This is a genomic window from Corynebacterium nasorum (genome assembly GCF_022345765.1).
Taxonomy (GTDB): Bacteria; Actinomycetota; Actinomycetes; order Mycobacteriales; family Mycobacteriaceae; genus Corynebacterium; species Corynebacterium kefirresidentii.
Window position 1 is genome coordinate 43308 of record NZ_JAKRDR010000004.1, and the last position, 24405, is coordinate 67712.

Below are 24405 nucleotides of genomic sequence, written 5' to 3' on the forward strand. Positions count from 1 at the left end.
ATGGAATGCTAGAGATATGTCTGTTTCAGGTCTGGATCCACTACCGCGCGGGGTCATCCTCGCCGCCACGCCGCTGGGAAACGTGGGAGATGCCTCCGCGCGTTTAATGCATGCCTTGCAGCATGCGGACGTCATTGCGGCCGAGGATACGCGGCGCGTGCGGAACTTGGCGCAAGCTTTGGGCATCGAGATTTCTGGGCGGGTGGTGTCCAACTTTGATCACAATGAAAAAGACCGCGCCCAGCAGCTTATCGACGCCGCCGCGGCCGGCACCGTCCTTGTTGTCACCGATGCCGGTATGCCGATTATTTCTGATCCGGGCTTGTCCATTGTGGCTGCGGCGGCCGAGCGCGATATCCCCGTGACCTGCTTTCCCGGGCCTTCTGCCGTGCCGACAGCCCTGGCACTGTCTGGCCTAGGCGTAGGGCATTTCCTCTTCGACGCCTTTCCTCCCCGCAAGCCCGGCCCCCGCAGAGCCTGGCTGGAGTCATTGCAGAATGAAAAGCGCGCCATTGTCTTCTTCGAATCGCCTCACCGCGTGGCCGAAACACTGGCAGAGGCCGCGGAGGTTCTCGGCGCCGAGCGCCCAGCCGCGGTGTGCAGGGAGCTTACTAAAACCTATGAGGAAGTTCGCCGTGGCAGCTTGGGTGAGCTGGCCGAGTGGGCGGCAGAAGGAGCCCGGGGAGAGATCACCGTGGTAATTGAAGGCGGTACTGCCGCGGCTGCCACCGCCGCAGATTTGGTTTTCCAAGCGCTCGAATTGGCGGCAGGGGGAATGCGGCTTAAGGATGCGTGTAAGCAGGTAGCGAAAGGCACCGAGGTTTCCAACCGCGAGCTTTACGACGCCGCTTTGCAAGTCCGCAAGTCTTAACCGGCAGTGTCTTTTCGACTACGACACACCTTGTAGCACCGGTAGACAGCCTCACTAATGACCCCTTTGTAACTGAATTGTTATAGTTTTTGGGCGTGTGAGCGACTTAAAGCGCTATCTACATGGGGAAATGAAGCGTAAAAACCCCTCAGATTTTCGTGGAAAATCCCTGGCAAACGGCGTTGAGCAGCGAAGTTTATGCGTGCTTCGTTTGATAATTGAGTAGTTCCGCACCACTGTATAGTTCATGACAAACTCGGAAAATATGGGCACAGGCGTGCCAGAAGAAGGAAAGGAACCGGTCGGCGCACATGCGCAGCCGGCTTCGGCTTCTTCGAGCGAGCAGCCTATTGAGAATTATCAGACTGTAGACGAACAGCTGGACGCACAATCTGCCACCGGCCAGCTGCAGGATATGATTCACTCCGACGGTTTCCACCCGGAGCGCTACGACGATCCTGAGGTAGAAATTGCGGCCGATCGTGACAATATGCCAATCGATTGGTCCATCGTCGGCATCGCCGGCGTGCTTGTTGCCGCGATCGTCGTCTGGGGTTTGGCTGCCCCGGATAACTTTGCCAACTTCTCCGCTTCGGCCCTGACCTGGGTAGTCGACAACTTTGGTTGGGCATACATTCTCTTCGGCACCGTCTTTGTGGTGTTCGTTGTCTTCATTGCCGCCTCCAAGTTCGGCTCCATCAAGCTGGGCCGCATTAATGAGGAGCCGGAATTTTCCACGCCCTCATGGATCGCCATGATGTTTGCCGCCGGTATGGGCATCGGCCTGATGTTCTATGGTGCCTCCGAGCCGCTAGCTAACTACCGTGACGGCACCCCAGGTGAGGGCACCGGCAACGTTGGATCTTCCATGGCCTATGCAATGTTCCACTGGACGCTGCACCCTTGGGCGGTCTATGCCATCGTTGGCTTGGCCATTGCATACTCCACCTTCCGCATCGGCCGTAAGCAGTTGTTGAGCCAGGCTTTCGTGCCGCTGATTGGCGAGCGTAATGCTAATGGTGCAGTGGGCAAGCTCATTGACATCCTGTCTATCTTCGCCACCGTCTTCGGCACCGCCTGCTCCCTGGGCCTGGGTGCCCTGCAGATTCAGGCCGGACTGAAGGCATCCGGAATCATCGATAATCCCACCAACTCCGTGGTTATCGGCATTGTGTTGGTTCTGACCCTCGCGTTCATCCTGTCTGCGATGTCCGGCGTGGGCAAGGGCATTCAGTATATCTCCAATGCGAATATGGTCCTCGCCGCAGTGTTGGCGATCTTCGTGTTCATCTTGGGCCCGACCGTTACCATCCTGAACCAGATTCCTGGCTCCATTGGTAACTACCTCAACTACTTCACCGAGATGATCGGCCGCACCGCCGAGTCCGAAAACGGCGCCGCCGCTGAGTGGCTTTCCGGTTACACGATCTTCTACTGGGCTTGGTGGGTTTCCTGGTCCCCGTTCGTGGGCATGTTCCTGGCTCGTATTTCCCGCGGCCGTTCCGTCCGCGAATTCTGCTTGGGCGTCCTGCTCATCCCAGCCGGCGTATCCACCCTGTGGTTCGCTATCTTCGGTGGCACCGCCATCCACATGGAGCAAAACGGCGAATCCATCACCGGCGAATCTGCCGAGGAAGAGCTGTTTAACCTCCTGCAGTCCATGCCTGGCGGTTTCGTTGCCGGCATCGTTGCAGCAATCCTGTTGGCTACCTTCTTCGTTACCTCGGCAGACTCCGCGTCCACGGTGATGGGCTCCATGTCCCAAAATGGTGCCGCTACTGCTAAGCCGTGGCTTTCCGCCGCGTGGGGTGGATTGACTGCCTTGGTAGGCCTGACCCTGCTCTTGGCCAATGAGGATGCACTGTCTAACCTGCAGAACGTCACCATCGTTGCTGCACTGCCATTCCTGTTCATCGTGGTTGGACTGATGTTCGCCATCTACAAGGCGTTGAGCGAGGATGTTATCTACCTCGAATACCGCGAGGCACAGCAGTTCCAGCGCAAGATGGCCCGCGAGCGCCGCCTGCACCGCGAGTACCAGCGCACGCAGGTTCTGAAGAAGCGCCGCAACGAACGCCTGAAGCACCCGATGAAGCGGAAGTAAATCGCTTTCTTCGCGGCTGCTCTAAAGCGCCCATTGTTTCCTTAGTGGTAGGGAAGCGGTGGGCGCTTTCTGCTGAAAATGCAGTTCACCTGCGGGAGAAATGTCTGCCCTAATCGTGTGTATAGGAGTCGGCTTCGATAAAGTAGAACCCATGACTGAGTCTGTAGTAGTTAATGTTGCTTGGCCCTACGCCAACGGCCCGCGCCACATCGGACACGTGGCCGGTTTTGGTGTTCCTTCCGACGTCTTTGCACGTTTCCAGCGAATGCGTGGCCGCAACGTACTCATGGTCTCGGGTACGGATGAGCACGGCACTCCGCTATTGGTACAGGCGGATAAAGAGGGCGTTTCCGTTCGTGAGCTCGCAGACCGCTATAACCGTCAGATCGTTACTGACTTGTCCAACCTTGGCCTGTCCTATGATCTCTTTACTCGCACCACCACCCGTAACCACTACTCCGTGGTGCAGGAGCTGTTCAAAGGCCTGTATGCCAACGGTTACATGCTCAAAGAGACCACCAAGGGCGCTATTTCGCCGTCTACCGGACGTACCCTGCCGGACCGCTATATCGAGGGCACCTGCCCAATTTGCGGTGCGGATGGCGCCCGCGGTGACCAATGCGATGAGTGCGGCAATCAGCTCGACCCCGTGGACCTTATCAACCCCGTATCTAAGATCAACGGTGAGACCCCGAAATTCATCGAAACCGAACACTTCCTACTGGATCTGCCAGCCATCAAGGATGAGCTGCAAAAGTGGCTTTCTACCCGCGAAGATTGGCGCCCGAACGTACTGAAGTTTTCCCTGAACCTGCTTGAAGATATGCGCCCGCGCACCATGACGCGCGATATTGACTGGGGAATTCCTATCCCCGTCGAGGGCTGGCAGGACAATAACGCCAAGAAACTCTACGTGTGGTTCGATGCGGTCATCGGCTATCTGTCTTCCTCCATCGAATGGGCGTACCGCACCGGTCAGCCCGAGGCCTGGAAGGACTTTTGGCAGAACCCAGACGCCCGCCACTATTACTTCCAAGGCAAGGACAATATCACCTTCCACTCCCAGATCTGGCCGGCCGAGCTATTGGGCTATGCCGGTAAGGGCAACAAGGGCGGGGAACTCCACAAGTACGGCGAGCTCAACTTGCCTACGGAAATCGTCTCCTCCGAGTACTTGACCATGTCTGGATCCAAGTTCTCCTCGTCCAAGGGTGTTGTCATCTATGTCAAGGACTTCTTGGCGGAGTTCGGCCCTGACGCCCTGCGCTACTTCATTGCCGTGGCTGGCCCTGAAAACAATGACACGGACTTTACCTGGGATGAGTTCGTTCGCCGTATCAATAATGAGCTGGCAAATGGCTGGGGTAACTTGGTCAACCGCACCGTATCTATGGCCTTTAAGAACTTCGGAGAGGTTCCCGCACCAGCAGCATTAGAAGAAAAGGACAAAGAAATCCTGCAGCTGGCGGAGGAGACCTTCGACACTGCCGGTGGTTTGCTGGAGCAGTCCAAATTTAAGCAGGCGATTACCGCTATCATGCACGTCGTCGGCGAGGCCAATGCCTATATTGCAGACCAGGAGCCATGGAAACTAGCCAAGGATGAGTCTCAGCGCGAGCGTCTAGCCACCGTGCTGTGGACCGCCCTCCAAGTCGTTTCTGACTGCAATGTCATGCTCACGCCCTACCTGCCGTTTACCGCGCAGAAGGTGCACGAAACCTTGGGCCGCAGCGGCGTGTGGGCCGCCCAGCCGGAGGTACACGACGTCAAGGACGATATTCCGGTAGAACTCGTGGGCGCTGGTTTACCGCCAGAGGGCCACGAATATCCGATTATCATGGGTGACTACACCCAGCAGCAGGCGAAGTGGGAGCGCATCCAAGTAGAGCCGGGCACCGCTTTGACAAAGCCTAAGCCGCTCGTCTCCAAGCTGGACCCAGAGCTGGGTGAAACCGGTCCAGAGTGGGCGCCTGTCTCCAAGTAACACCATATAAATAGCCGCGTTATCGCCCGATTTTTAGGAAGTTAAGGGCATAACGCGGCTATTTGTGTGCTCCAGTGCTGAGGGGCGCGGAGCGGCGGGGAAAAACCTGGCGGTTAGCGCTGGAAATCGCGCTGGAGGTGTACCAGGCCGAGGCGGACGCCGTCTTTGGTATGGATATTCGGCATACGGCCGGTCTCGGTAAAGCCGAACTTTTTATGCAAGGCGATAGAGCCTTCGTTGGTATCGACGATATAGGTGATCATCGTCTGTACGTAGCTGTCATCAGCGGCGTAGTCCATGAGGGCGTCGAGAAGCTCGGAGCCTACGCCCTTGCCCTGGGCGGAGGGAGCAATGTAGACGGAATCTTCGACGGTGCCGTAATAGATGGCAGGGGTCACGAACTGGAAATAGGCGGCCCAACCAATGATTTCATCATCGTGTACGGCTACGAAGACCGGGGAGCCGGCCTCAAACATCTCCTTGAGCCACTTTTCACGGTCAGCCACATCTTCTTGCCAGGTGACCAAGTTGGCGGCGGGTTTCGCTGCGGAGCCGGCGTTGTAGATGGCGGTGAGCGCGGGGGCGTCGGCAAGCTCGGCAGGGCGGATATGCATAGAAATTCCTTTACACCAGAAGTTGTAGGTGGGTGAGGCTCAGCCAACGATCGAACTTGTAGCAAACCTCTTTAAGAATACCCACGTTTTCAAACCCAAACTTTTCATGCAACTTAAGTGATGCCGCATTGGTGGAGACGATGAGGGCGAGCAGCGAATGAACCTTTTTATCGGCGCGCGCCGCCTTTACCAAGGCGCCAAGTAAAGCAGTGCCTACGCCTTGGCCCTGAGCGGTGGGGGAAAGATAGATGGTGGTTTCATAACAGCCTGTCCATACCTGCGGATCGCGGTAGGGGTGGTAGAGCGCCCACCCCAGGTAGTCGCCAGAATCGGACTCCGCGACGAGGCATGGGCAGTCCTTTTCCCACAGCTTGCGTAGGTAGTCTTCGCGCTCTGCGATGCTGGCCGGGGTAGCGCGGAAGATGGCGTCGGTGTGTGCGATGGCCCAGTTGAGGGTTTCGGTCATGGCGGGCACATCCGCAAGGCCGGCGGGTCTGATCAACATGGCAGCCAATATTACAATTGCGTGCATGGCTAAAAAGAAGCGACGACCCACTCCCGTTCCGGCACCGGGCCTCAGTGGCCTTATTGATGCGCACACGCATCTTTTCTCGCACAAGGACACCGATGAAGTGCTGGTGAATCGCGCACGCACCGCCGGTATCAGCCGCATGGTGACGGTTGGTGATGACCGCCGCGAATCGGCAGCGGCTCTGGCGACTGCACATGCCTTCCCGGATGTTTATGCTGCCTGTGCCATCCACCCAGTGCGCGCTAATGAGTTGGATGCGCCGACCAAGGCAGCGCTGGAAGAGATGGTGGCGGATCCGCGCTGCGTCGCGGTGGGGGAGACAGGACTGGATGCGTACTGGGTGCAGCATGAGCCAGAGACCACCGCGACCATGGCCCAGCAAGAGGAATCCCTGCGGTGGCATATTGACCTTGCAGTGCGCCATGGCAAGACGCTGATGATCCACAACCGCGAAGCGGATGCGGACTTGCTGCGCATCCTTGCCGACGCCCCCGCTCCCCACACCGTCATGCTGCACTGCTTCTCCTCGCCGCTGAAGGTAGCAGAGGAGGCCTTGGAGCGCGGCTACGTGTTGTCCTTTGCCGGCAACGTAACCTTTAAGCGCAACGCCGAGCTGCGGCGGGCGGCTGCCAAGGCGCCGGCCGGCGAGCTGCTGGTGGAAACTGATGCACCGTATATGACGCCAGAACCCTTCCGCGGCCAACGCAATGAACCGGCTCTTATCGGGCACACATATGAATGCATCGCCCGTGTACGCCACCAGACGGTGCAGGCGCTAGCGGCGGAGGTTAACGAAACCTTTGACCGCGTCTACGGCCTGGGCTAACTCCTGGGTGATGGTTTTCACAATTTCAAAACCCGCTGGCCAGGGGTGGCGTGGGTGTTTGGTGTGGCGGTTGTGTGCTCAGTGAGGCATGTGGCGGATTGGTTCTCGACTTTATGTTGCTGTTATCGTATTGTTATTAATCGTTCGTTTAGGTTTTAGGGATCCGCAGCGCCGCCCACGGTGCGGCAGCAGCAGATCTGAGCAATGCAATTGCCTGCGCGGAAATTCTTGCTGGCCTAAACTCTAATAATTGTTGAAACCTGCACTATCGGAGATTCATTCAGCATGTCACCTCATCAAATCAAGCGCATCAATAACTCCCGCTCGCTGCCACTGCGTCTGGCAACGGGTGGCGTCTTGGGTACCTTGGCCGTGGGCGGCGTCGTTGCCGTTGCGGCACAAAAGGATGTCACCGTCGACGTTAACGGCGACAAGGTGGAACTGGCTACCTTTGCCAAAGACGTTGACGGCGCGCTGGAGGCAGCTGGCGTTCAGGTGAGCGAGGAAGACATCGTCTACCCGGCACCGTCCGAGTCTGTGGGCGATGGCGATGAGATCTCCGTTCGCACCGCCAAGCCGGTGGCCGTGACTATCGACGGCGTGCAGCAGCAGTTGTCCACCACCGACCTCACCGTTTCTGACCTATTGGGTAACTTGAGCGGCGTGGCCAAGGGCGCTTCCGTCAAGTCCGGTGACGCTGACGTGGACCAGGATGCCCAGCTGGAAGAGGGCATGGACCTAGAGGTCGTTTCCCCGAAGATCGTCAAGATTAATGATGGTGGCAAGGTAACTTATACCAAGATTGCTGCTAAGACCGTCGAGGACGTTCTTAAGGCGCGCAATATCGACGTTGATGACGATGATCGTGTCTTCCCGTCCAAGGACACCAAGGTTACCGATGGCATGTCCATCAAGGTGGATCAGGTTTCCACTACGACCTATGACTCTGAGGAAGAGTTCGAAGCCGAGCCTAACTTTGTTGATGACCCGGAGCTGGAAGAGGGCACCGAAGAGGTCCGCGAGGAAGGCGTTAAGGGCAAGCGCGTTATCACTCGCAAGCTGGTGATGAAGGACGGCGCCAAGGAATCTAATGACGTCATCAAAGAAAAGGTGACCGTAGAGCCTAAGGCTGCCACCATCGCCCGCGGCACCAAGAAGGCCGAAGAAGAAAAGCCAGAGGAGGGCGGTAACTCTGGTGCTGCTGCTCCGGCTGTCGCCGATGGCTCCGTCTGGGATTCCATCGCACAGTGCGAGGCTACCGGTAACTGGGCTATCAATACCGGCAATGGCTTCTCCGGTGGCCTGCAGTTCACTCCATCCACTTGGGCCGCATTCGGTGGCACCGAGTACGCACCGGAGGCATGGCAGGCTTCCCGCGAGCAACAGATTGCCGTGGCACAGAAGGTGCAGGCGGCGCAGGGTTGGGGCGCTTGGCCGGCATGTACTTCCAAGCTGGGCCTGCGCTAGACTGAAGCGCTTTATCGCCGCACACCTAAGTGGTGTGCGGCTTTTTCATCTCTTCTACTAAGTTAGAAGGCATGACTGATTCCACCGGCGCCGCGCTTTTGGGCCCCGTAGAGATCCGCGCCCTCGCGGAGAAGCTCAACATTGTGCCCACGAAGAAGCTAGGGCAGAACTTTCTGCATGATCCGAATACCATTCGGCGCATCGTCGCTGCGGCCGAGTTGGATCCCGCAGACCGCGTCCTCGAGGTGGGGCCGGGCTTGGGCTCGCTAACCCTCGGCCTGGTAGAGGCTGTGGAAAAAGTTACCGCGGTAGAAATCGACTCGCGCCTGGCTGCACAGCTGCCCGATACCGTGGCTGAGCGCGCCCCGGAATATGCCCAGCGTCTTCAGGTGGTGGAAAAGGACGCACTGCGGGTAACAGAAGCTGACGTCACTGAGCCGACCGCTCTGGTAGCCAACTTGCCGTATAACGTGGCCGTCCCGGTGCTGCTGCACCTATTGGAGACTTTTCCTTCCATTTGTCGCGTGCTGGTTATGGTCCAGCTAGAGGTGGCGGACCGCCTAGCTGCGCAGCCGGGCAGCAAGGTGTACGGCGTGCCTTCGGTCAAAGCGGGATTTTATGGCAAGGTCTCCAAGGCGGGCACTATTGGTAAGAACGTCTTTTGGCCTGCGCCCAATATTGAGTCTGGGTTGGTGCGTATTGACGTCTTCGACTCTGCTCCGTGGCCCGTCACTGACGAGTCGCGTGCTAAGGTCTGGCCGGTTATCGACGCCGCCTTTGCCCAACGCCGCAAGACCCTGCGTGCGGCATTGTCGGGTCACTTTGGTTCGGGAGCAGCCGCCGAGGAAGCATTGCGAGCTGCGGACATCGATCCGAAGCAACGCGGCGAAAAGCTCGCCGTGGAGGACTTCGTACGATTGGCAGGAATCTAATGACCGCCCCCATCGATAACGAACCATTCGTCTACACGGCGCGGGCTCACTCCAAGGTCAATATTCACCTGGGAGTGGAGGAACCGCGAGAGGATGGGTTTCATGAGCTTGCCAGTGTTTTTCAGTCCTTAGAGCTACATGACACAGTAACGCTGACTGACTTGGGGAACCCCGAGGTAGATAAGCCACGCATTCAGGGCCTGAAGGTTACAGGCCCTCACGCGCAGGGCGTGCCAGAAGACTATACGAACCTAGCGTGGACCGCGGTAAACCGTATCATGCAGTACCTGTACAGCACCCATGGGCCGAAGGCGCTGCCGGAGGTAGCGCTGGAAATCCACAAAGCCATTCCTACCGCCGGTGGCATGGCAGGTGGTTCGGCGGATGCGGCGGCCGCGCTGCGATTGGCCGAGCGCTGCTATGGCGGCTATTACGGCATCGATTCGGTGGGGGAGCCAATCCTAGACGCGCTGGGCGCGGCATTGGGCTCGGATGTTCCCTTCACCTTGCTGGGAGGCACCGCGCTCGGCACGGGGCGCGGCGAGCAGCTGACCCCGATGATGACGCGCGGTACCTACGATTGGGCGCTCATCGCCTCGGACCGTGGGCTTTCTACCCCGCAGGTCTTTCATAAGCTCGATGAGATGCGGGAAAAGGGTCGCGGCGGTGAGCCACACCTGGACACCGCAGCGGTATCGCAGGCGCTCATCTCGGGCGATCCGCACCGAGTGGCGCAGCACTTGCATAACGATTTGCAGCCGGCAGCGCTGTCGTTGCGCCCAGACCTGCGCAAGACCTTGGAGGCCGGTGTGGCCGCCGGAGCCCTAGCAGGGATTGTCTCCGGCAGTGGTCCGACCTGTGCCTTCCTTTGCGCTGGGGCAGAAGAAGCTCAGGAAGTAGTGTCCCAAGTGACGGTGGAGATTCCCGGAACCAAGGGAGTGGCTACCCAGGGGCCAGCTAGCGGCGCCGTGGTGCTGTAGCTAGAGCACCGTCATTTCGGTGGGCTCGATGTCGAGGTCGAAGCGGTTGACTTCCTTTTCCTGCAGGAGGTCAATGACTACGAGCTGCTTCTTCTGGGCGTCAGTGATAAAGGCATAGCCATCGGCAGCCTGAAGGATAGGTCCTGGTTGCTGCCATTCCTTGTTTTCCTTCCACCGGGAGATGGCATCAATCTGCTTGGTGATTTCACCGGAATCTGGGTCGATGACGTTGAGTTTGCCGTCGGTGGTCAGCACAAGTGCCTCGCCCAGCGGGCCGCGGGCTAGGGAGCGGAACCAATAAGAAGCATCGAGGTCTACCTTCTTGGCCGAAAAATCCTTGGTATCTACCAAGGTTACGGAGGTAGGGCGTTCGAGCTCTGCGTCTTTGTCGGTCTTATTATCGGCCAGGATGACATCGGATTCCTCCGAACCGGCGGCATTGCCAGAGCGCTGGTAGCCGCCTGCACCGGCATAAGCAGAGGCGTCTACCTTGTGGAACTCCTTGCCATCAAAGACCACCGGGCCGTCTTCGCAGCCAAAGAAAATATTGCCGTTTCCAGCGGCAGCCTCGCCGTGGATACCAGGGCATTTGGTGGTCTCAGTAAGAACTTTGCCCTCCTTATCCAGATGCTGGATGGTGTGGCGCTCGTCCTCGGTGCCCTTAGTGATGACCACCGAGCCATCCTTCAGCGGTACGGCCACGCCGTGGTGTGCGGCCCCGGTGCCAACGGTATTGACTGGCTGGGCGTCCTTTTTGCCAATGTCTTCGGTCTTATAAATCTTTGCCACGCCATCACCATCGGAAAATAGTGCGGTAAAGCCATCGTGGTGGACCACGTGGCCGGCATGCGGTGCCTTATTGGGGGCGTCGCCAAGCGCGGGCTCAGCGGTGTAGTAGTGGTTGTGATCGCCATGGCCCTTGGTGATGCGCCCAGTGTCGTAGGTGAGGAAGCTATCGCCCTTAGTGACCATGACGTGGCGATTATCGCCGGCATCGCTGAGACGAAGGAAGGCATTCATCTTGTCCTCGCCGATTACTTTGCCCGTTTTGGCGTCATAGGCGGTTAGACCATCCGCATGGGAGATAACGATGCGGGTGGGCAGCTGGGCTACCTCGGTTTCTCCCTCTTCGGCTTCAAAGCCTTCGTGTGAGTGTCCGGCGTGGTCATGGCCGTGCTCGTGGTCATGGTCATGGTCGTGTTCATGGGCATGCTCGGCTTCGCTATGTGCGTGGTCGTGGGAGTGCAGTGAGTCCTTTTCTTCCTCGGTGGGGGGCAGAGCAGGAAGCGATGGCTATCGCCGCAGTGGAAAGCACGGCGCAGAGAGAAAGTGTGTAGCGTTTCATACATTGGCAGAGTATTGGACTTGAAAATCAATAGCAATAGGTTGCAGAAATGCGGGGGTACAGGCAGGGAGGTATTAAGATGGACACTCGTTATGGCAAACCTGATTAACCTCGAGCAAGTCAGCAAAACTTATGGATTAAAAACCCTTTTAGACGGGGTGTCCCTAGGTGTGCAAAGCGGCGATCGCATCGGCATCGTCGGCGTTAATGGCGGTGGCAAAACCACCTTGCTGGAGGTACTTACCGGCATCGAACCACCCGATGCCGGCCGCGTATCCCATACCTCTGATCTACGCATGGCCGTGGTCACCCAGCGCTTCGATCTACCCGATGAACTGACCATCGCCCAAGTCATTATCGAACCCCTCGAACTGGAAACCTATGAGTGGGCATCCAATGCCAAGGTGCGCGATGTCTTGGGCGGCCTGGGCATTGTGGATTTGGGATTGGATACCCCAGTTGGCTCACTCTCCGGTGGCGAGCGCCGCCGCGTGAACCTAGCCGCCGCGCTGGTACAGGACTTGGATCTCGTGGTGCTCGATGAGCCCACCAACCACCTTGACGTGGAGGGAGTGCAGTGGCTCGCAGATCACCTCCTTAAGCGCAACTTGGCCGTAGTCGTGGTCACCCACGATCGCTGGTTCCTCGACACCGTAGCCACGTGGACCTGGGAAGTCCACGATGGCGTGGTTGATACCTACGAGGGCGGCTACAACGATTGGACCTTCGCCCGCGCCGAGCGCGCCCGCCAGGCCGATGCCATGGAACAGCGACGCAAGAACCTCGCCCGCAAAGAGCTGGCATGGTTGCGTCGTGGCGCGCCTGCCCGCACGTCCAAGCCGCGCTACCGGATTGAAGCTGCCGAGGCGCTCATCGCAGACGTGCCGGAGCCGCGCAATAAGGTCGAGCTCATGGCCTTTTCTAAGCAGCGCCAAGGTCGCGTGGTCATCGAGCTTGAGGATGCCACCGTGAAGTCCCCAGACGATCGCACCTTGGCGGATCACCTTACCTGGCGCCTAGCCCCCGGCGAGCGCATTGGTTTGGTAGGCGTCAATGGCTCCGGTAAGACCACGCTGCTGCGCACCCTGGCCGGCGAATACGAGCTGGCGGCCGGCAAGCGCATCGAGGGCCAAACCGTGCGCCTTGGCTGGTTGCGCCAAGAGCTCGATGACTTGGATCCGCAGCGTCGGCTTATCGACGCCGTCGAGGACGTTGCCACCTATGTCCAGCTCGGCAAAAAGGAACTTTCTGCCTCCCAACTTGCTGAGCGCCTAGGGTTTTCCGCCAAGCGCCAGCGCACCCCGGTGGGGGATCTCTCCGGCGGCGAGCGCCGCCGCTTGCAGCTCACCCGCGTACTGATGGCCGAGCCCAATGTGCTGTTGCTCGATGAGCCCACCAACGACCTCGACATCGATACCCTACAGGAACTGGAGTCTCTCCTTGACTCTTGGCCGGGCACGATGGTGGTTATCTCGCACGATCGCTACCTCATTGAGCGCATCGCGGACAATACCTATGCGCTCTTTGGTGATGGCAAACTCACCAACCTTCCCGGCGGCATCGATGAGTACCTGCGCAAGCGCGCCGCACTTGAGGCGCAACACAACTCCGGCGTGCTCAACTTGGGCGAAAGGAAGCCAGACAGCTCTGCTCCTAAGCCGGAAAAGAAGCTCTCTTCCCAGCAAGAACGTGAAATCACCAAGAAAATGAACGCGCTGGAGCGCAAGATGCACAAGCTCGAGAAGGCGGCCGCGCAGATTAATGAGAAGATGGCGACTGCCGCGGAAAAGGTCGACACTCAAGCCTTGACCGAGCTAGACGGAGAACTAAAGGACAACCGTAGCGCCTACGAGGAACTGGAGATGGAATGGCTAGAGTTGGGGGAGAAGCTCGAAGGGTAGAAGCCCGCATCGCCGATATCGTCGGCCACCTTGACCTGTGGGGCATTATCGGCGCTGCGGCGCTTTTTACCCTAGGCCTTACCCCATCCCTCCTGCCGCGTGACTGGCTCTACCAAGGGCTGGTCTCCGGCATTGCCGCAGGACTTGGTTATACGCTGGGTGTTGCCCTCAAACACGTGTGGTACCGCCTCGTAGTGCGTTATGCGGCACCACGGTATTCCTGGCTCGATGCCACCACGTGGCCGCCCCGGCGCTACCGCCTTGCTTCTCGCATCGCCACCGGAGTTTTTGTGCTGTGGATGGTGGGCTTTGCGGTCTTCGCCGTGCGCTGGCAGCGTCAACTTGCAGATGCCCTAGCCGCCCCAGCGCCGACCATTGCCAGCTATCTTCTTGTGGTTCCGCTCGCTCTTGCAGTATTCACTGCTTTCCTTTTTATTCTGCGCGTGCTGCGCTTTTGCGTGCGTTGGCTCTCCAGCCACTTTCCCCACCGCTTTCGCGCCGCCTACCGCGTCGTGGGTGCGGTGCTCATCGTTGCCCTAGTGGGCACGTATACCGTGGAAAACCTCATCCCTGGCGCCATCGTTGGCGTGGGCGAGAGGATCTTTACCGCTCAAAACGCCGACCCCGATCCCGCCATGAAGCGGCCTATGTCCGCAGAGCGCAGTGGTTCCCCGCAGTCCCGTGTGGACTGGAACGGCGTGGGCCTGCAGGGCTCGCGTTTCCTTTCTTCCGGTGCGCACCGCGCGGAATTGGAGAAGGTAAGCGGAAAGCCTGCCAAGGAACCCATCCGCGCCTATGCCGGATTGGGCAATCGTGACTCGAATGAGGAGCGAGCGCAGCTGCTCATCGACGAACTCGAGCGCACCCACGCCCAAGACCGCAAAGCCCTGCTTCTCATTATGACCACCGGTACGGGCTGGGTGTCTTCCTATTCTGCTCAAGCCTTCGAACTACTCTACGGTGGCGATACCGCCATTGCGGCTGCCCAATACTCCGCTATGCCTTCCGCCCTGCACTTCCTATCGGGCGGTGGCCAGGTAGAGCGCGCCGGGGAAGAGTTCATCAACCCCATCGTGGACTGGTGGAACGGTCTGCCAGAACGCAAGCGCCCGAAGCTCTACTTATACGGCGAATCCTTGGGTACTACGGGCATCGAAGCAGCGTTTTCTGGAGTGCGTGATATTGCCAATTCTGTGGACGGAATCCTCCTTACCGGCCCGCCGCACTTCAATCGCCTGCGCACGCAATTTGTGGAAAGGCGTGATCCCGGATCCTCCGAAATTTCCCCCGAATACGCCGGGGGCCTCGTGGTGCGTTTTGCTAACGATGACGCGCAGGTACGCCAGTGGGGACCGGTGCCGGAAGAAGAGTGGGGACGCACCCGCATGCTCTATATCCAACATCCCTCGGACCCAGTGGCCTGGTGGTCTCCACAGATGGCTTTCAAAGAGCCGGATTGGATGCGCGAACGGACGCCGTATTCTGCCGAGCGCGTGATGCGATGGATGCCCATCATCTCCTCTCTCCAAGTGGCGGCCGATCTGCCCGGTGCAAAAGACGTTTCCGATGGGCACGGTCACAACTATGGAGCATCGGTACTTGATGGCTTTGCCGCCATCGCAGGTCCAGACGTGGCAGGAGCCATCGACCCCGATGAGCTACAGCACGAATTCGCCGCGCTCGACGTCGGCGTTTACTAGGTGTTTAGCCAAACAGGGCCGCGATCGCCAACATCGCCGGCAGCGAGAGGAAGGTCGTGAGAAAAACCGTATCCCGGGCTACGGTTTCTCCTACCTCATAGGTGGCGGCATAGTTGTACACGTTCTGTGCCGTGGGCAAGGCAGCCAGAATTAACGCAGCATACAACTCCGCGCCGTCAAGACCTAGCGCTGCACCAACGGCCAGCGCGATAGCGGGCATTCCCACCAACTTCAATACCGTCGCGGTAATGGTGGGCAGGCGGTCTTCCTCCAGCAGCGCGTCGCCCTTTAAAGAGGCACCAAAGCTCATGAGAATCATGGGGATAGAGGCGCCGCCCAGAATCTCCAGTGGCTTCATTATTACTTCCGGTACCTGCCACCTTGCCGCGGAGACTATGAATCCCGCCACCGCTGCCAACACTACGGGCGCGGTAACCCCTGAGACTACGGAGCGCCATATAGATTGCAGGCTTGTACCCTGCGCATTGAGCCCCGCGATGATAAACGGAGAAAGCACCGCCATTTGCAGAACTAAGGCCGGGATAGCATACGTGGCATCACCAATGACATAGGTAGCGATGGGCAGACCGATATTGACTGAGTTGTAATAGCTTGCCGCTGCGGCACCGGCCATGGTTTCGGCACCGCTGCGGGAAAAGAATAGCTGGCTACACAGCCAATACAACGCAATGGTGGCGATGGATGCAGCAGCTATAACAGCCACCACTGGGGACACGAAGGCAGAGGTATCGGATTTAGCCACGCTGGAGAAAATGAGTGCCGGCGTGGCCGCCCAAAAGGCCGTTCGATTGAATTGCAATCGTGCCTCGCCTTTGCCAATAACGCCCCTGTGCGCCAGCACAAATCCCACACCGATGACTACGAAAATGATTGCAAAACCGGTCAATACGTCCAGCAACAGTCAACAACCTTTCGCAGTACTAAAGAAAAATTCGCTGTGGGCAATTGTCCCATTATCTCTGTCGGTCATAAGACACGGGGGACCATAACAAAGTTGTATCGAAATGCCTGAGCACCACGGAAACGCCTTCCACACTGCTTGTGCTTTATGGCACGGTGGAGGGCATGAAGCTTTCTCACCGCGCAATCGTAGCCACCGTATCCACCGCTCTTGTCGTCACCGGTACTTCCACCGTGGCCTCTGCTCAGCCGGCCTTGCCGCCACAGATCCAGCAGGCTTCTTCGCAGGCTCAGCAGCTTTCTTCTGATCCTTTCGCCGCTTTAGAAGATTTCCGCCTCACCCTGCCGCCGCAGGCCTATGAGCTGGCTGAGAAGTACAATATCCCGCTGCCAGAATTCCTCGCCAAACCGGTGGGCCAGGCGCCCAAGGTTGCCGGCCAGCTAGGCGCCGCCACCACCGCCCACCTCGAAAAGGCTGGGCACCATAAAGATGCGCGTGCAGCGGCTATCGCCCAGGAATGGGCCAATCAAGGTGCTGCCGGCAAGCTTGAGTACAAGGGCGGCATTGCTCACGGTTTGAATCACAAGGACGAGGGCCAGGGCACAGTTCGTCGCCTTAGCGAACAGCAGGCGCAAGATCGCCTGAACTGGTTCAACCGCGATGTCCCGGTCAACGCTGCTCCCCAGCACGGCTTTGGCGTGGCAACCGCCTACGACGGGACCTACATCTATGTTGCGGAGTTCTTCCTCAACTAAACTTTTCCCCAAGCCTCGATTCCGCCGCGTTCTTAGCATTCATCTGCAACGATGACGAAGCCGCACGGCGCCGGTAGAATCGGGGCATGATTTTGATCAACGTACAGTTCCACGTCAAGCCCGAATACGCAGAGACCTTCCTCGATGAAATCAACTGGTACACCGAGGCCTGCAATGCAGAGCCGGGCTGCATCGACTTCAAGTGGTTCCGCGATCCAGAAGATCGTCAGCGTTTCTTGCTTCTGGAGTCCTACGCCGACGGCAAGGATGTCGAGCACGTCCAGAGCGAGCACTTCCAGCGCTCGACCGAGGAGTTCCCGAAGTACCTCGTGGAAACCCCAGACATCATTAACGTCCATATTGACGGCCGCACCGGCTGGGACAAGATGGGCGAATTTTCCGTCGACTAATCCTAAAGAGAAAAGGCTCGTCCTCTACCACGTGGTAGAAGACGAGCCTTTTCTCTTTAGCTCACTACCCTTCGCGCTCACTGTGGTCGTTGCTATCCGTGGAGCACGAGCCCTCCGTGAGCGCGAAGGGCGGGGGAGGGGCTAGGCGCTTGCCGACGCCGTTACCTCCCCATATTGCCTTTGCCTTACTGCGGCACGCACTGCGAGGACACGGTCTTGTCGTATTTCGAGTACTGCTGCAGAGCATCGTAGAATGCGTCCGAGTACTCGCCGGTGCGCTCTGGCATTGGGTGAACACCATCGGAATAGAGGATTGCGGGGTCGCTCTGAGCGTGTCCGCACCAGTCAGCGACGTATACATTGTCGTATTCTTTGGCTGCGTCGAGGACATCCTGCTGGGACTGGGACATCCATTCACGGTCACCATAGGGTACAGCCATGACAACGGTGCGGTCTTTGCCGATGATATCGAGAGCTTCCTTGATCTGATCCGGGAAGGCAGGGCCATTGGTACCGAACCCGAGGAAGACGGTATCGCGCAGCTTTCCGGAATCCTTGAGCTGCTGCAGAATCTGAATGCCTGCAGTGTAGTGGCGGGATACGTCTGCGTCGACGTAAATCTGCGGGAAGCGTTGTTTGAGGGCGCCGCTAGAAGCCAGCATCACTGAGTCACCGATGGCGGTAATGTCCTTGCCCTGCGGCATGGGGCGGGTCTTCGTATTCTTCGAGTCATCCTTGTCGGCGTCGCCCGCGACAGGCGGCTGCGGGGCAGCATCATTAGGTTGAGCCGGAGCATTGTTGCTGCTCTGGTTCTGCTGCTGAAGCTGCTCTAATTGCTGCTCCAACTCGGTCTTATCGCTGGAGTTAATTACGCCGTAGACTACCCCGGCCACCGAGGCGATGACGAGGAACGGGATTACCGGCCACATGGTTTTGCCAAATCCGTCGCGCAATTCGCTAAAACCTGGGCGGGACGACCAGTAGGTGTTCCATGTCTTCTTATAGCCGCCGCGGCGGAAAGGATTCTCAATGAACTGGTAGGAAATCTCGGACAGTAGCAGCGAAATAGGTACGGCCACCAGGCCCAGAATCCACGATTTATCGGAATTCTGGTTGCCCTCGAAAAGCGCCTTGAGCATCATGATGACCGGCCAATGCCAGAGATATAGCGAAAAGGACCGCTGACCAAACCAGCGCATGACCTTGGTCCTAAATAGCGGGGTCATAGGACCGTATTCGCGGACCACGCCCCACACCATAAGGACACCGAGCACGCTGGTGAGGAAGAGCCCACCGCGGTAGGTGAACTCCGCGTCATCCGGCATGAGGAATAGCTGCGCACCGTAGCCGATGAGAGCCAAAGTGCCGATGACTCCAGCGATGCGGGATTCAGCCTTGCCCGCCGCGGCCCAAGAATCGGCCTGTGGATTCGATTGGGTAGAAGTCATCAGGAGAGACAGCACGGCGCCAGTGAGCAGGCCAAAAGCGTGGGTGTCTGTGCCGTAGTAGACACGCGTCGGGTCCTCACCGGGCACGAAGATAAGCGCCATGGCCACGGCGGATCCGAGGGCTAAAAGCGTGGACACGAGGATAGGAAGTCGGCGCGGCTTATGGCGAGAAATGAGGAAAATGCCCGTGATAAGGAGCGGCCAAATTACATAGAACTGCTCTTCCACGGCCAGCGACCAATAGTGGGCAAAGACCTGAATCTCATTGTCCGCGAAGTAGGACTGGGAGGTCGCAATCTGTGTCCAGTTATTGACAAAGAACAAAGTGCCCAAGAACTGTTGGCGCAAGCCCACCGCTAAGTCCCCGCCGATCCATGCCACCAGTGCGGTGCACATGACGAGAACTGATACTGCGGCTGGGAGGATACGCCGGAATCGTCGCACCCAGAAGTCCTTCAAGCTAATCCTGCCGGAGGTACGGAATTCACGCACCAGCAACGAGGTGATGAGGAATCCGGAAAGGACGAAAAAGAGGTCAACGCCCAAGTAACCTCCGGGAAGGAGGGCAGGGAAGAAGTGATAGAGCACCACGGCAATGACCGCGAGGCCGCGCAGTCCGTCAAGCCCCTTGACCTGGCGGAGGCGGGCATGGCGCTTCTTCTTGACTACCTTGCTCTCCGGCGGTGTCGCCAGCGCCTCAGGGTCCTTGGTCTGTTTTTGAAGCGGATATTTGGACTTGCCTTCTGACTGCCCAGCCGGAGCCTTCTGAGGTGCAGGTTTATTCGCAGCCGCTGGTGCCTGCGTCGCCACAGCTTGGGCCTTTTTCTTATCGGACGCTGGTTGCTGTGACTGGGGCGACTGCGCGTTTTCGCGCTTCTTCTCTGCGGCGGTAGCGGCTACCGCACCCGAGCCCGCGATGGCACCCTCAGCCGCGGACTTGCCTGCCTTGGCAGATGCTCCCTTAGAAGCAGCTTGGGGCTTTACCTGCTTCGGCTGAGGCTGTTCAGGCTGTTGCTTATCCTTTGACTTCTGGGCAGCGCGTGCTGGATTTTGCTGAGCCGGGGTGGGAGTGCCTACCTGTTGTGACTTTCGGGCCAATCCGCGGCTGATATCGTTTGGCTTTACCTGTGGACGCAGCTTTGTAGCCTTCTTGGCCTTGCCCTGTGGCATAGACTCCTTGGGCCGTGGCTGCTGTCCCTGCGGCTGCTGCTTGTGGAGGTTGGTTTGTGAAGGGCTGCCTTGCTGAGGCTTTGCTGGCGCTGCCTTCTCCTCCTTGGCGGCGGATTTATTCTGAGCCGGCTTAGTTTGCTTTTGGGGAGCGTTCGCTGCGCCCTTTGGGGTGTTTTCCTGTGGCTTTGGGGCAGTGGTGCCCTTCTTCGGCGCTGGGGCGTTCGATGATGCTGCTGGGGCAGACTTCTGCTGTGGTGCCGTAGGCGTGCGCGATGAACTTTTGCCTTGAGATGGCTGGGAACGATTAGAAGGCTGAGCCTTCTTCTTAGGTGATGATGGCTGTGGCTTGGACTGTTCCTTTGTCGGGTGTGTCTGTACGCGTTTCTGTGGGCCTGGCTTGTGCGTTTGCTGTTTACTTGGGGACGGTTTGGTGGTGGCAGGCTTGGGCTGTTGCGGATGGGATTTTTGTTGTGCGGCCGGTTTAGAAACCGTCTTTGCTTCAGTTGCGGACGAGCGCGGTGCCGCCGCTTTCTGGGAAGCCTTTTTTGCGCTAGGCGGAGTGGATGGCTTGGGAGGCTGCGCTGGCTTTTGCGTGGCAGGCCGAGCCTGCTGTGAGGGCCTTCCGGTCTCTTGCCGAGAAGGCTTTGCGGCAGGTTTAGGGGAAGCACCACGGGCAGAGTCGTCTTTTGAGGCGGCCTGGGTAGGCGGGGTACTAAAATTCGCACCGCGGCGTGGACGCTGAACCGGCTCATGTGCGTTGCGCTGTGGCTTCTTTTCCGGCGCGCGCGATTCTGCCTGCTTCTTTGTAGCTGCTTTAGGAGAAACCCCTGGCGCGTCTTGCTTGGCGCCGGCAGGCTTAGGCGCAGACTTTTGAGTGGCAGGCTTGGCCTTTGGCTCCTTGGCTGCAGGTGTCTGCGCGGACCGCTTAACCTGTTGCGGTTGAGCGGAATTGGTCTGAGAAGCGTGCGGTTTCGCGGTGCTGGGGCGGGGGGTGCCCTCAGCCGCGGGTTTGGCCTCGGGGGCCTTTGTAGGCTTCTCCTTGGCTTGGTCCTTGGACTTGCCTTGCGGCGTCGTGGGCTTTGCACCGGTGGTGGACTCGGTGTTGTCTGATTTTTGGGGCGCGGAGGCCTTGTTCTCAGAAGGGCGAGATGTACTGGTGGAGCCAGCTTTGGGCTTTACTGCCTGATAGACCGATGGGCGTGGTTCATCTGAACGCCCAGGTTTCTTCTTGCCCAGCAGTGAGCGCAAAATCTGCTTCACAAAAACTCCCAAAGCACTACGTATATTTTCTAAACGGACTATTTTAGCCTGCGTACGAGGTATTCTCCCATGAGGGTGAAGTAAAGAAGCGGCACGCGGGCCGGAGACGAAAATTCGATTCTAGGACTCTTCGCTGTCAAAAAGCTGACGCAGGACTGTCATGACACCAAATTCGGTATTGGGTGGGGCTATGAGATCGGCGATTTCTTTCAATTTTGGGTGCGCATTTTCCATTGCGATAGCAGTGCCGGCCTCGCGGAGGAGCTCGTAGTCATTCAGGAAATCGCCGAAGGCGGCGGTGCGAGACATGGGAACCGCGAGGAGCTCGGCCATGGTGTGTAGCGCTTCGCCTTTATTGACGCCCGCGGCCATGACGTCGAGCCAGACGGCGCCGGAAATGGCGATATTGTGCTCCGGAACGGCCGCGAGGAGAGGCTGGTGGAGGTGCTTTTCGCTGCCGTCGGCGCAGTAAGCCGCGATTTTGATGATGTCCGCGTCGAGAAGGGCACCGAGGTCATCTACCCATTCCACTGACCTGTAGTACTTGGAAATTTCTGCGCGGGCCTGCTCATCGGCGCCCTTGTGGACAAAAGCGGTATCTGGGGTACACAGCACGACGGTATGCGCGGCGTCGACAGTGCGGAGAGCGGCAACGGCAGCGCGGACTGCCGCGGTGGGCAGGGTAGTAGCGCTAATGACCCGATTATCGTGCACGACGACGGAGCCATTTTCTGCAATGAAGGTATCTTCATGCGGAAACATTTCTTGCAGGGTGGCAAGCTGGCGGCCCGAGGCAGGGACAAGGGTGACGCCGAGCTGGCGGGCGCGGGTGCTGATCGCGGAAAAATCTGGTGGAAGTTGGCCGTTGCCGTCCAGTAGGGTGCCGTCCATATCCAGGGCGATGAGCTGTGGGAGCAAAATCCGAACCTATCTGTGAATCAATCAATGGTGGCTAAGGGGGTGAGCTGTGTGTCACACTAGGGGGTATGACCAACGCTTCACCCATCGTGTCCTCAATCCGTAACCATACCGGAGTGATTGAACTCAACCGTCCCAAGGCTCTCAATTCCCTCACCCCGGAGATGGTAGAACTCATCGCGGCGTCGCTAGCGCAGTGGCGTGAAAACGATGAGGTGGAGCAGGTGCTTTTTCTCTCGGCCAGCCCAAAGGCATATTGCGCCGGTGGTGACGTCCGCTATGCCCGCGAAAGGGTCCTGGAAGGAAAATTAGGCGAAGTCGACACGTTCTTTGCGGATGAATACACCTTAAACGGCGATATCGCGGAGTATCCCAAGCCAGTTATCGCGCTCATCGATGGCATCGCTATGGGAGGTGGCCTGGGTATCTCCGCCCATGGATCCCATCGAGTAGTTACGGATAAGACCTTTGCTTCTATGCCAGAGATGAATATCGGCTACGTCACCGACGTAGGCATGGCCTATGCCGCCCAGCGCGCGGTGGGAACGCGCGGAAAGGCCTCGCCCGAGCTAGCGAAGTTCTGGGGTATTACCGGGTATCGCATGTACGCCGCAGACCTCCTGTGGAGTGGGTTGGCCACTCACTACGTGGCAGACGCAGAGGCTTTTGCTCACGCGGTAATTGAGCAGGGCATGGCCGCAGCGCTAACCCAGCACGCCACCGAACCCGCGGGTGAGCCCGCTTTGATTGAGCTTATTGATTCCATCGAAGACGCCTTCTCCCACGAGACCTGGCAGGATATCACCGCGGCCTTGGATAGTCACCCAGAGCTCAAGCAGCTGGTAGGGGAGCTGACTGCGCAGGCCTGCCCCACCTCTATCGTCGCAGCCATGGAGCTATTCCGCGCCGAGCAGGAGTGCAGCAGCGTGCGGGAGGCGCTGGACATGGAAACCAATCTGGGCGCCTTTATGTATCGGCGGGCGGACTTCGCCGAGGGAGTGCGTGCGGTTTTGGTAGACAAAACCAACGATGCAGCGTTTGAGCCAGCTGCGCTTGACGACGTCGACGTGGACGCCATCCGCAGCGCCCTACACGTCCACCCCGCGAAATGACGCGTAGGCGGCGCGGGCACGATCTGCATCGAGCCAATCGGGAGGGCTAACTTCTAACGTTGCCGCTGTGGCGGTGGGCGTAGGCTTGGGCAAGTGCAGCTCCGGCGCATCGAGGAGGACGAGGCCCACGCGGCCGTCGGAAAGCGTAGTGCCAGCCAGCGTCCAGATGCCAAGGATAGGCAAAGCCAGGTGGGGCAGTTGTTGCCTGCGCGCCAGCTGGAGCGGAAGGTGTGGGCGAACCAACTCGGGGACGACCTCGTTCATGCCAAAGCGTGCCAAACTGCCTGCCCACCGGGCGGCCGCAGAGTCCTTAAGCGAAGGATCGGCCCAAGCCCAGGTGAATTCCTCAGCGGATATGGTGGCTATAAGCACCGCCTTCGCCGCAAACTGCCCACCGCGATAGGACACGGTAGCGGTGGCCTTGTCTACATCGAGGTCAATTGTGGCGGCGGGGAAACGGCCCTGGAAATAGAGTTGGTTCTCCACACCGAGATAAAAGGCATCCTCGAGGATGCTGGTGGCGCTAAAACCCGGGGTGATGCTGGAAATCTTGTGCACGCCGTGGTCGGCTGGTTCGAAACACACCGTGGTGCCATCGGAAAAATGCACGTACGGCTCTTCCTCGGTGGAGTCCATGTCCAAGTAACGAGCAAGGGTGAGGGTAGGGGCCTTTTCATCCTCGTCCGCTCTGCTGTGCCGCAGGCCGTGCAGCAGGGCCTGGCGAAACTCCAGGCGAGGGTGAAAATCTACCGCAACGATAGCCACGTGCTCACCCTGCTGGGCCCGAAGTATCGGCATATTGCCCACGATGAGGGAAGCTAAAGCAATCATGCTTTCAGGGTCTCTCGTCATCGAGATACTCTGTGGCAAATCAGCACAATTCTCGGTGGCCGTGGTGGTCCAGTGCCAGGTGTCGGCAGAAATGACGGCTAGCCGCACGCCACGGAAATCAGAAACCTGCTGCGTGGAACTTATCCTCGCCTCCACTAGCTGATCGGTGACAAAATCGCCTTTACCATCCGTGGAGGGGCCGAGGAAATTAAATTCCACGTCGGTCGCCTTCCCAATGCGGTCTTGAAATGCGGCATTAACGCCCGCCTGAATGAAGCGGGCGTTATGCGCGGTGCTCGATATAGGGGCTTTCTTATCCATAA

The 24405-nt window shown here is 58.6% G+C and carries 19 protein-coding genes; 12 read left to right on the top strand and 7 right to left on the bottom strand.

What is annotated here, in order from left to right; translation table 11 throughout:
- Positions 1–16: 16 nt before the first annotated feature.
- The 3 genes from rsmI to metG all read left to right on the top strand — a co-directional run bounded on the left by rsmI (position 17) and on the right by metG (position 4959).
- Positions 17–871 (top strand): 16S rRNA (cytidine(1402)-2'-O)-methyltransferase, encoded by an 855-nt coding sequence (rsmI, locus tag MHK04_RS04560; RefSeq protein WP_239207982.1) that lies wholly within the window; start codon positions 17–19, stop codon positions 869–871.
- A gap of 247 nt (positions 872–1118) precedes the next feature.
- Complete coding sequence (locus MHK04_RS04565) at positions 1119–2975, top strand: BCCT family transporter (protein WP_023021960.1); 1857 nt, start codon at positions 1119–1121, stop codon at positions 2973–2975.
- A gap of 151 nt (positions 2976–3126) precedes the next feature.
- Positions 3127–4959 (top strand): methionine--tRNA ligase, encoded by a 1833-nt coding sequence (gene metG, locus MHK04_RS04570; protein ID WP_084279147.1) that lies wholly within the window; start codon positions 3127–3129, stop codon positions 4957–4959.
- Positions 4960–5072: 113 nt separating this feature from the next.
- Here metG and MHK04_RS04575 read toward each other — a convergent pair whose 3' ends face one another.
- Both MHK04_RS04575 and MHK04_RS04580 read right to left on the bottom strand, forming a co-directional pair.
- Positions 5073–5573, bottom strand: a complete 501-nt coding sequence (locus MHK04_RS04575; RefSeq protein ID WP_023021958.1) for a GNAT family N-acetyltransferase — start codon at positions 5571–5573, stop codon at positions 5073–5075.
- Positions 5574–5583: 10 nt separating this feature from the next.
- Positions 5584–6078 (bottom strand): GNAT family N-acetyltransferase, encoded by a 495-nt coding sequence (locus tag MHK04_RS04580; protein WP_239207983.1) that lies wholly within the window; start codon positions 6076–6078, stop codon positions 5584–5586.
- Positions 6079–6103: 25 nt separating this feature from the next.
- On the opposite strand from MHK04_RS04580, the gene MHK04_RS04585 reads away from it, so the two are divergent.
- The 4 genes from MHK04_RS04585 to MHK04_RS04600 all read left to right on the top strand — a co-directional run bounded on the left by MHK04_RS04585 (position 6104) and on the right by MHK04_RS04600 (position 10310).
- On the top strand, positions 6104–6931 hold the full coding sequence (locus MHK04_RS04585) for a TatD family hydrolase (protein WP_239207984.1): 828 nt from the start codon (positions 6104–6106) through the stop codon (positions 6929–6931).
- A gap of 285 nt (positions 6932–7216) precedes the next feature.
- Positions 7217–8398 carry a resuscitation-promoting factor gene (locus tag MHK04_RS04590; RefSeq protein ID WP_023021955.1) on the top strand — a complete coding sequence of 394 codons (1182 nt, stop codon included), beginning with the start codon at positions 7217–7219 and terminating at the stop codon, positions 8396–8398.
- Positions 8399–8469: 71 nt separating this feature from the next.
- Complete coding sequence (rsmA, locus tag MHK04_RS04595) at positions 8470–9330, top strand: 16S rRNA (adenine(1518)-N(6)/adenine(1519)-N(6))-dimethyltransferase RsmA (protein ID WP_239207985.1); 861 nt, start codon at positions 8470–8472, stop codon at positions 9328–9330.
- Positions 9330–10310: a 4-(cytidine 5'-diphospho)-2-C-methyl-D-erythritol kinase gene (locus tag MHK04_RS04600; RefSeq protein ID WP_239207986.1), complete on the top strand. Its 981-nt coding sequence runs from the start codon at positions 9330–9332 to the stop codon at positions 10308–10310. The genes rsmA and MHK04_RS04600 overlap by 1 nt, the downstream gene beginning before the upstream one ends.
- Here MHK04_RS04600 and MHK04_RS04605 read toward each other — a convergent pair whose 3' ends face one another.
- Positions 10311–11330 (bottom strand): hypothetical protein, encoded by a 1020-nt coding sequence (locus tag MHK04_RS04605; RefSeq protein ID WP_239207987.1) that lies wholly within the window; start codon positions 11328–11330, stop codon positions 10311–10313.
- A gap of 417 nt (positions 11331–11747) precedes the next feature.
- Here MHK04_RS04605 and MHK04_RS04610 point away from each other — a divergent pair, with 417 nt between their 5' ends.
- Both MHK04_RS04610 and MHK04_RS04615 read left to right on the top strand, forming a co-directional pair.
- On the top strand, positions 11748–13556 hold the full coding sequence (locus MHK04_RS04610; protein ID WP_239207988.1) for an ABC-F family ATP-binding cassette domain-containing protein: 1809 nt from the start codon (positions 11748–11750) through the stop codon (positions 13554–13556).
- A complete protein-coding gene (locus MHK04_RS04615; RefSeq protein WP_239207989.1) occupies positions 13523–15256 on the top strand; it encodes an alpha/beta-hydrolase family protein in 1734 nt (577 codons plus the stop codon). Before MHK04_RS04610 ends, MHK04_RS04615 begins: the two co-directional genes overlap by 34 nt.
- 4 nt (positions 15257–15260) lie before the next feature.
- On the opposite strand, the gene MHK04_RS04620 is transcribed toward MHK04_RS04615, so the two are convergent.
- The gene (locus MHK04_RS04620) at positions 15261–16175 is read right to left on the bottom strand and encodes an AEC family transporter (protein WP_239207990.1); all 915 of its coding nucleotides are present in this window, start codon (positions 16173–16175) and stop codon (positions 15261–15263) included.
- Between the two features lie 167 nt (positions 16176–16342).
- Between MHK04_RS04620 and MHK04_RS04625 the strand changes: the two genes are divergently transcribed.
- Both MHK04_RS04625 and MHK04_RS04630 read left to right on the top strand, forming a co-directional pair.
- Positions 16343–16933 carry a hypothetical protein gene (locus tag MHK04_RS04625; RefSeq protein ID WP_200287916.1) on the top strand — a complete coding sequence of 197 codons (591 nt, stop codon included), beginning with the start codon at positions 16343–16345 and terminating at the stop codon, positions 16931–16933.
- 86 nt (positions 16934–17019) lie between these two features.
- Positions 17020–17343, top strand: a complete 324-nt coding sequence (locus MHK04_RS04630; protein WP_023021947.1) for a putative quinol monooxygenase — start codon at positions 17020–17022, stop codon at positions 17341–17343.
- A 185-nt stretch (positions 17344–17528) separates the two neighbouring features.
- On the opposite strand, the gene MHK04_RS04635 is transcribed toward MHK04_RS04630, so the two are convergent.
- Positions 17529–21221: an acyltransferase family protein gene (locus tag MHK04_RS04635; RefSeq protein ID WP_239207991.1), complete on the bottom strand. Its 3693-nt coding sequence runs from the start codon at positions 21219–21221 to the stop codon at positions 17529–17531.
- Positions 21222–21341: 120 nt separating this feature from the next.
- Positions 21342–22139, bottom strand: a complete 798-nt coding sequence (locus MHK04_RS04640) for a Cof-type HAD-IIB family hydrolase (protein ID WP_023021945.1) — start codon at positions 22137–22139, stop codon at positions 21342–21344.
- Positions 22140–22207: 68 nt separating this feature from the next.
- On the opposite strand from MHK04_RS04640, the gene MHK04_RS04645 reads away from it, so the two are divergent.
- Complete coding sequence (locus MHK04_RS04645; RefSeq protein WP_023021944.1) at positions 22208–23251, top strand: 3-hydroxyisobutyryl-CoA hydrolase; 1044 nt, start codon at positions 22208–22210, stop codon at positions 23249–23251.
- Here the strand turns inward: MHK04_RS04645 and MHK04_RS04650 are convergent.
- Entirely contained in the window at positions 23228–24403 is a 1176-nt protein-coding gene (locus MHK04_RS04650) for a DUF6882 domain-containing protein (RefSeq protein ID WP_239207992.1), read from the bottom strand. The two genes, MHK04_RS04645 and MHK04_RS04650, sit on opposite strands and share 24 nt — an antisense overlap.
- Positions 24404–24405 lie beyond the last annotated feature (2 nt).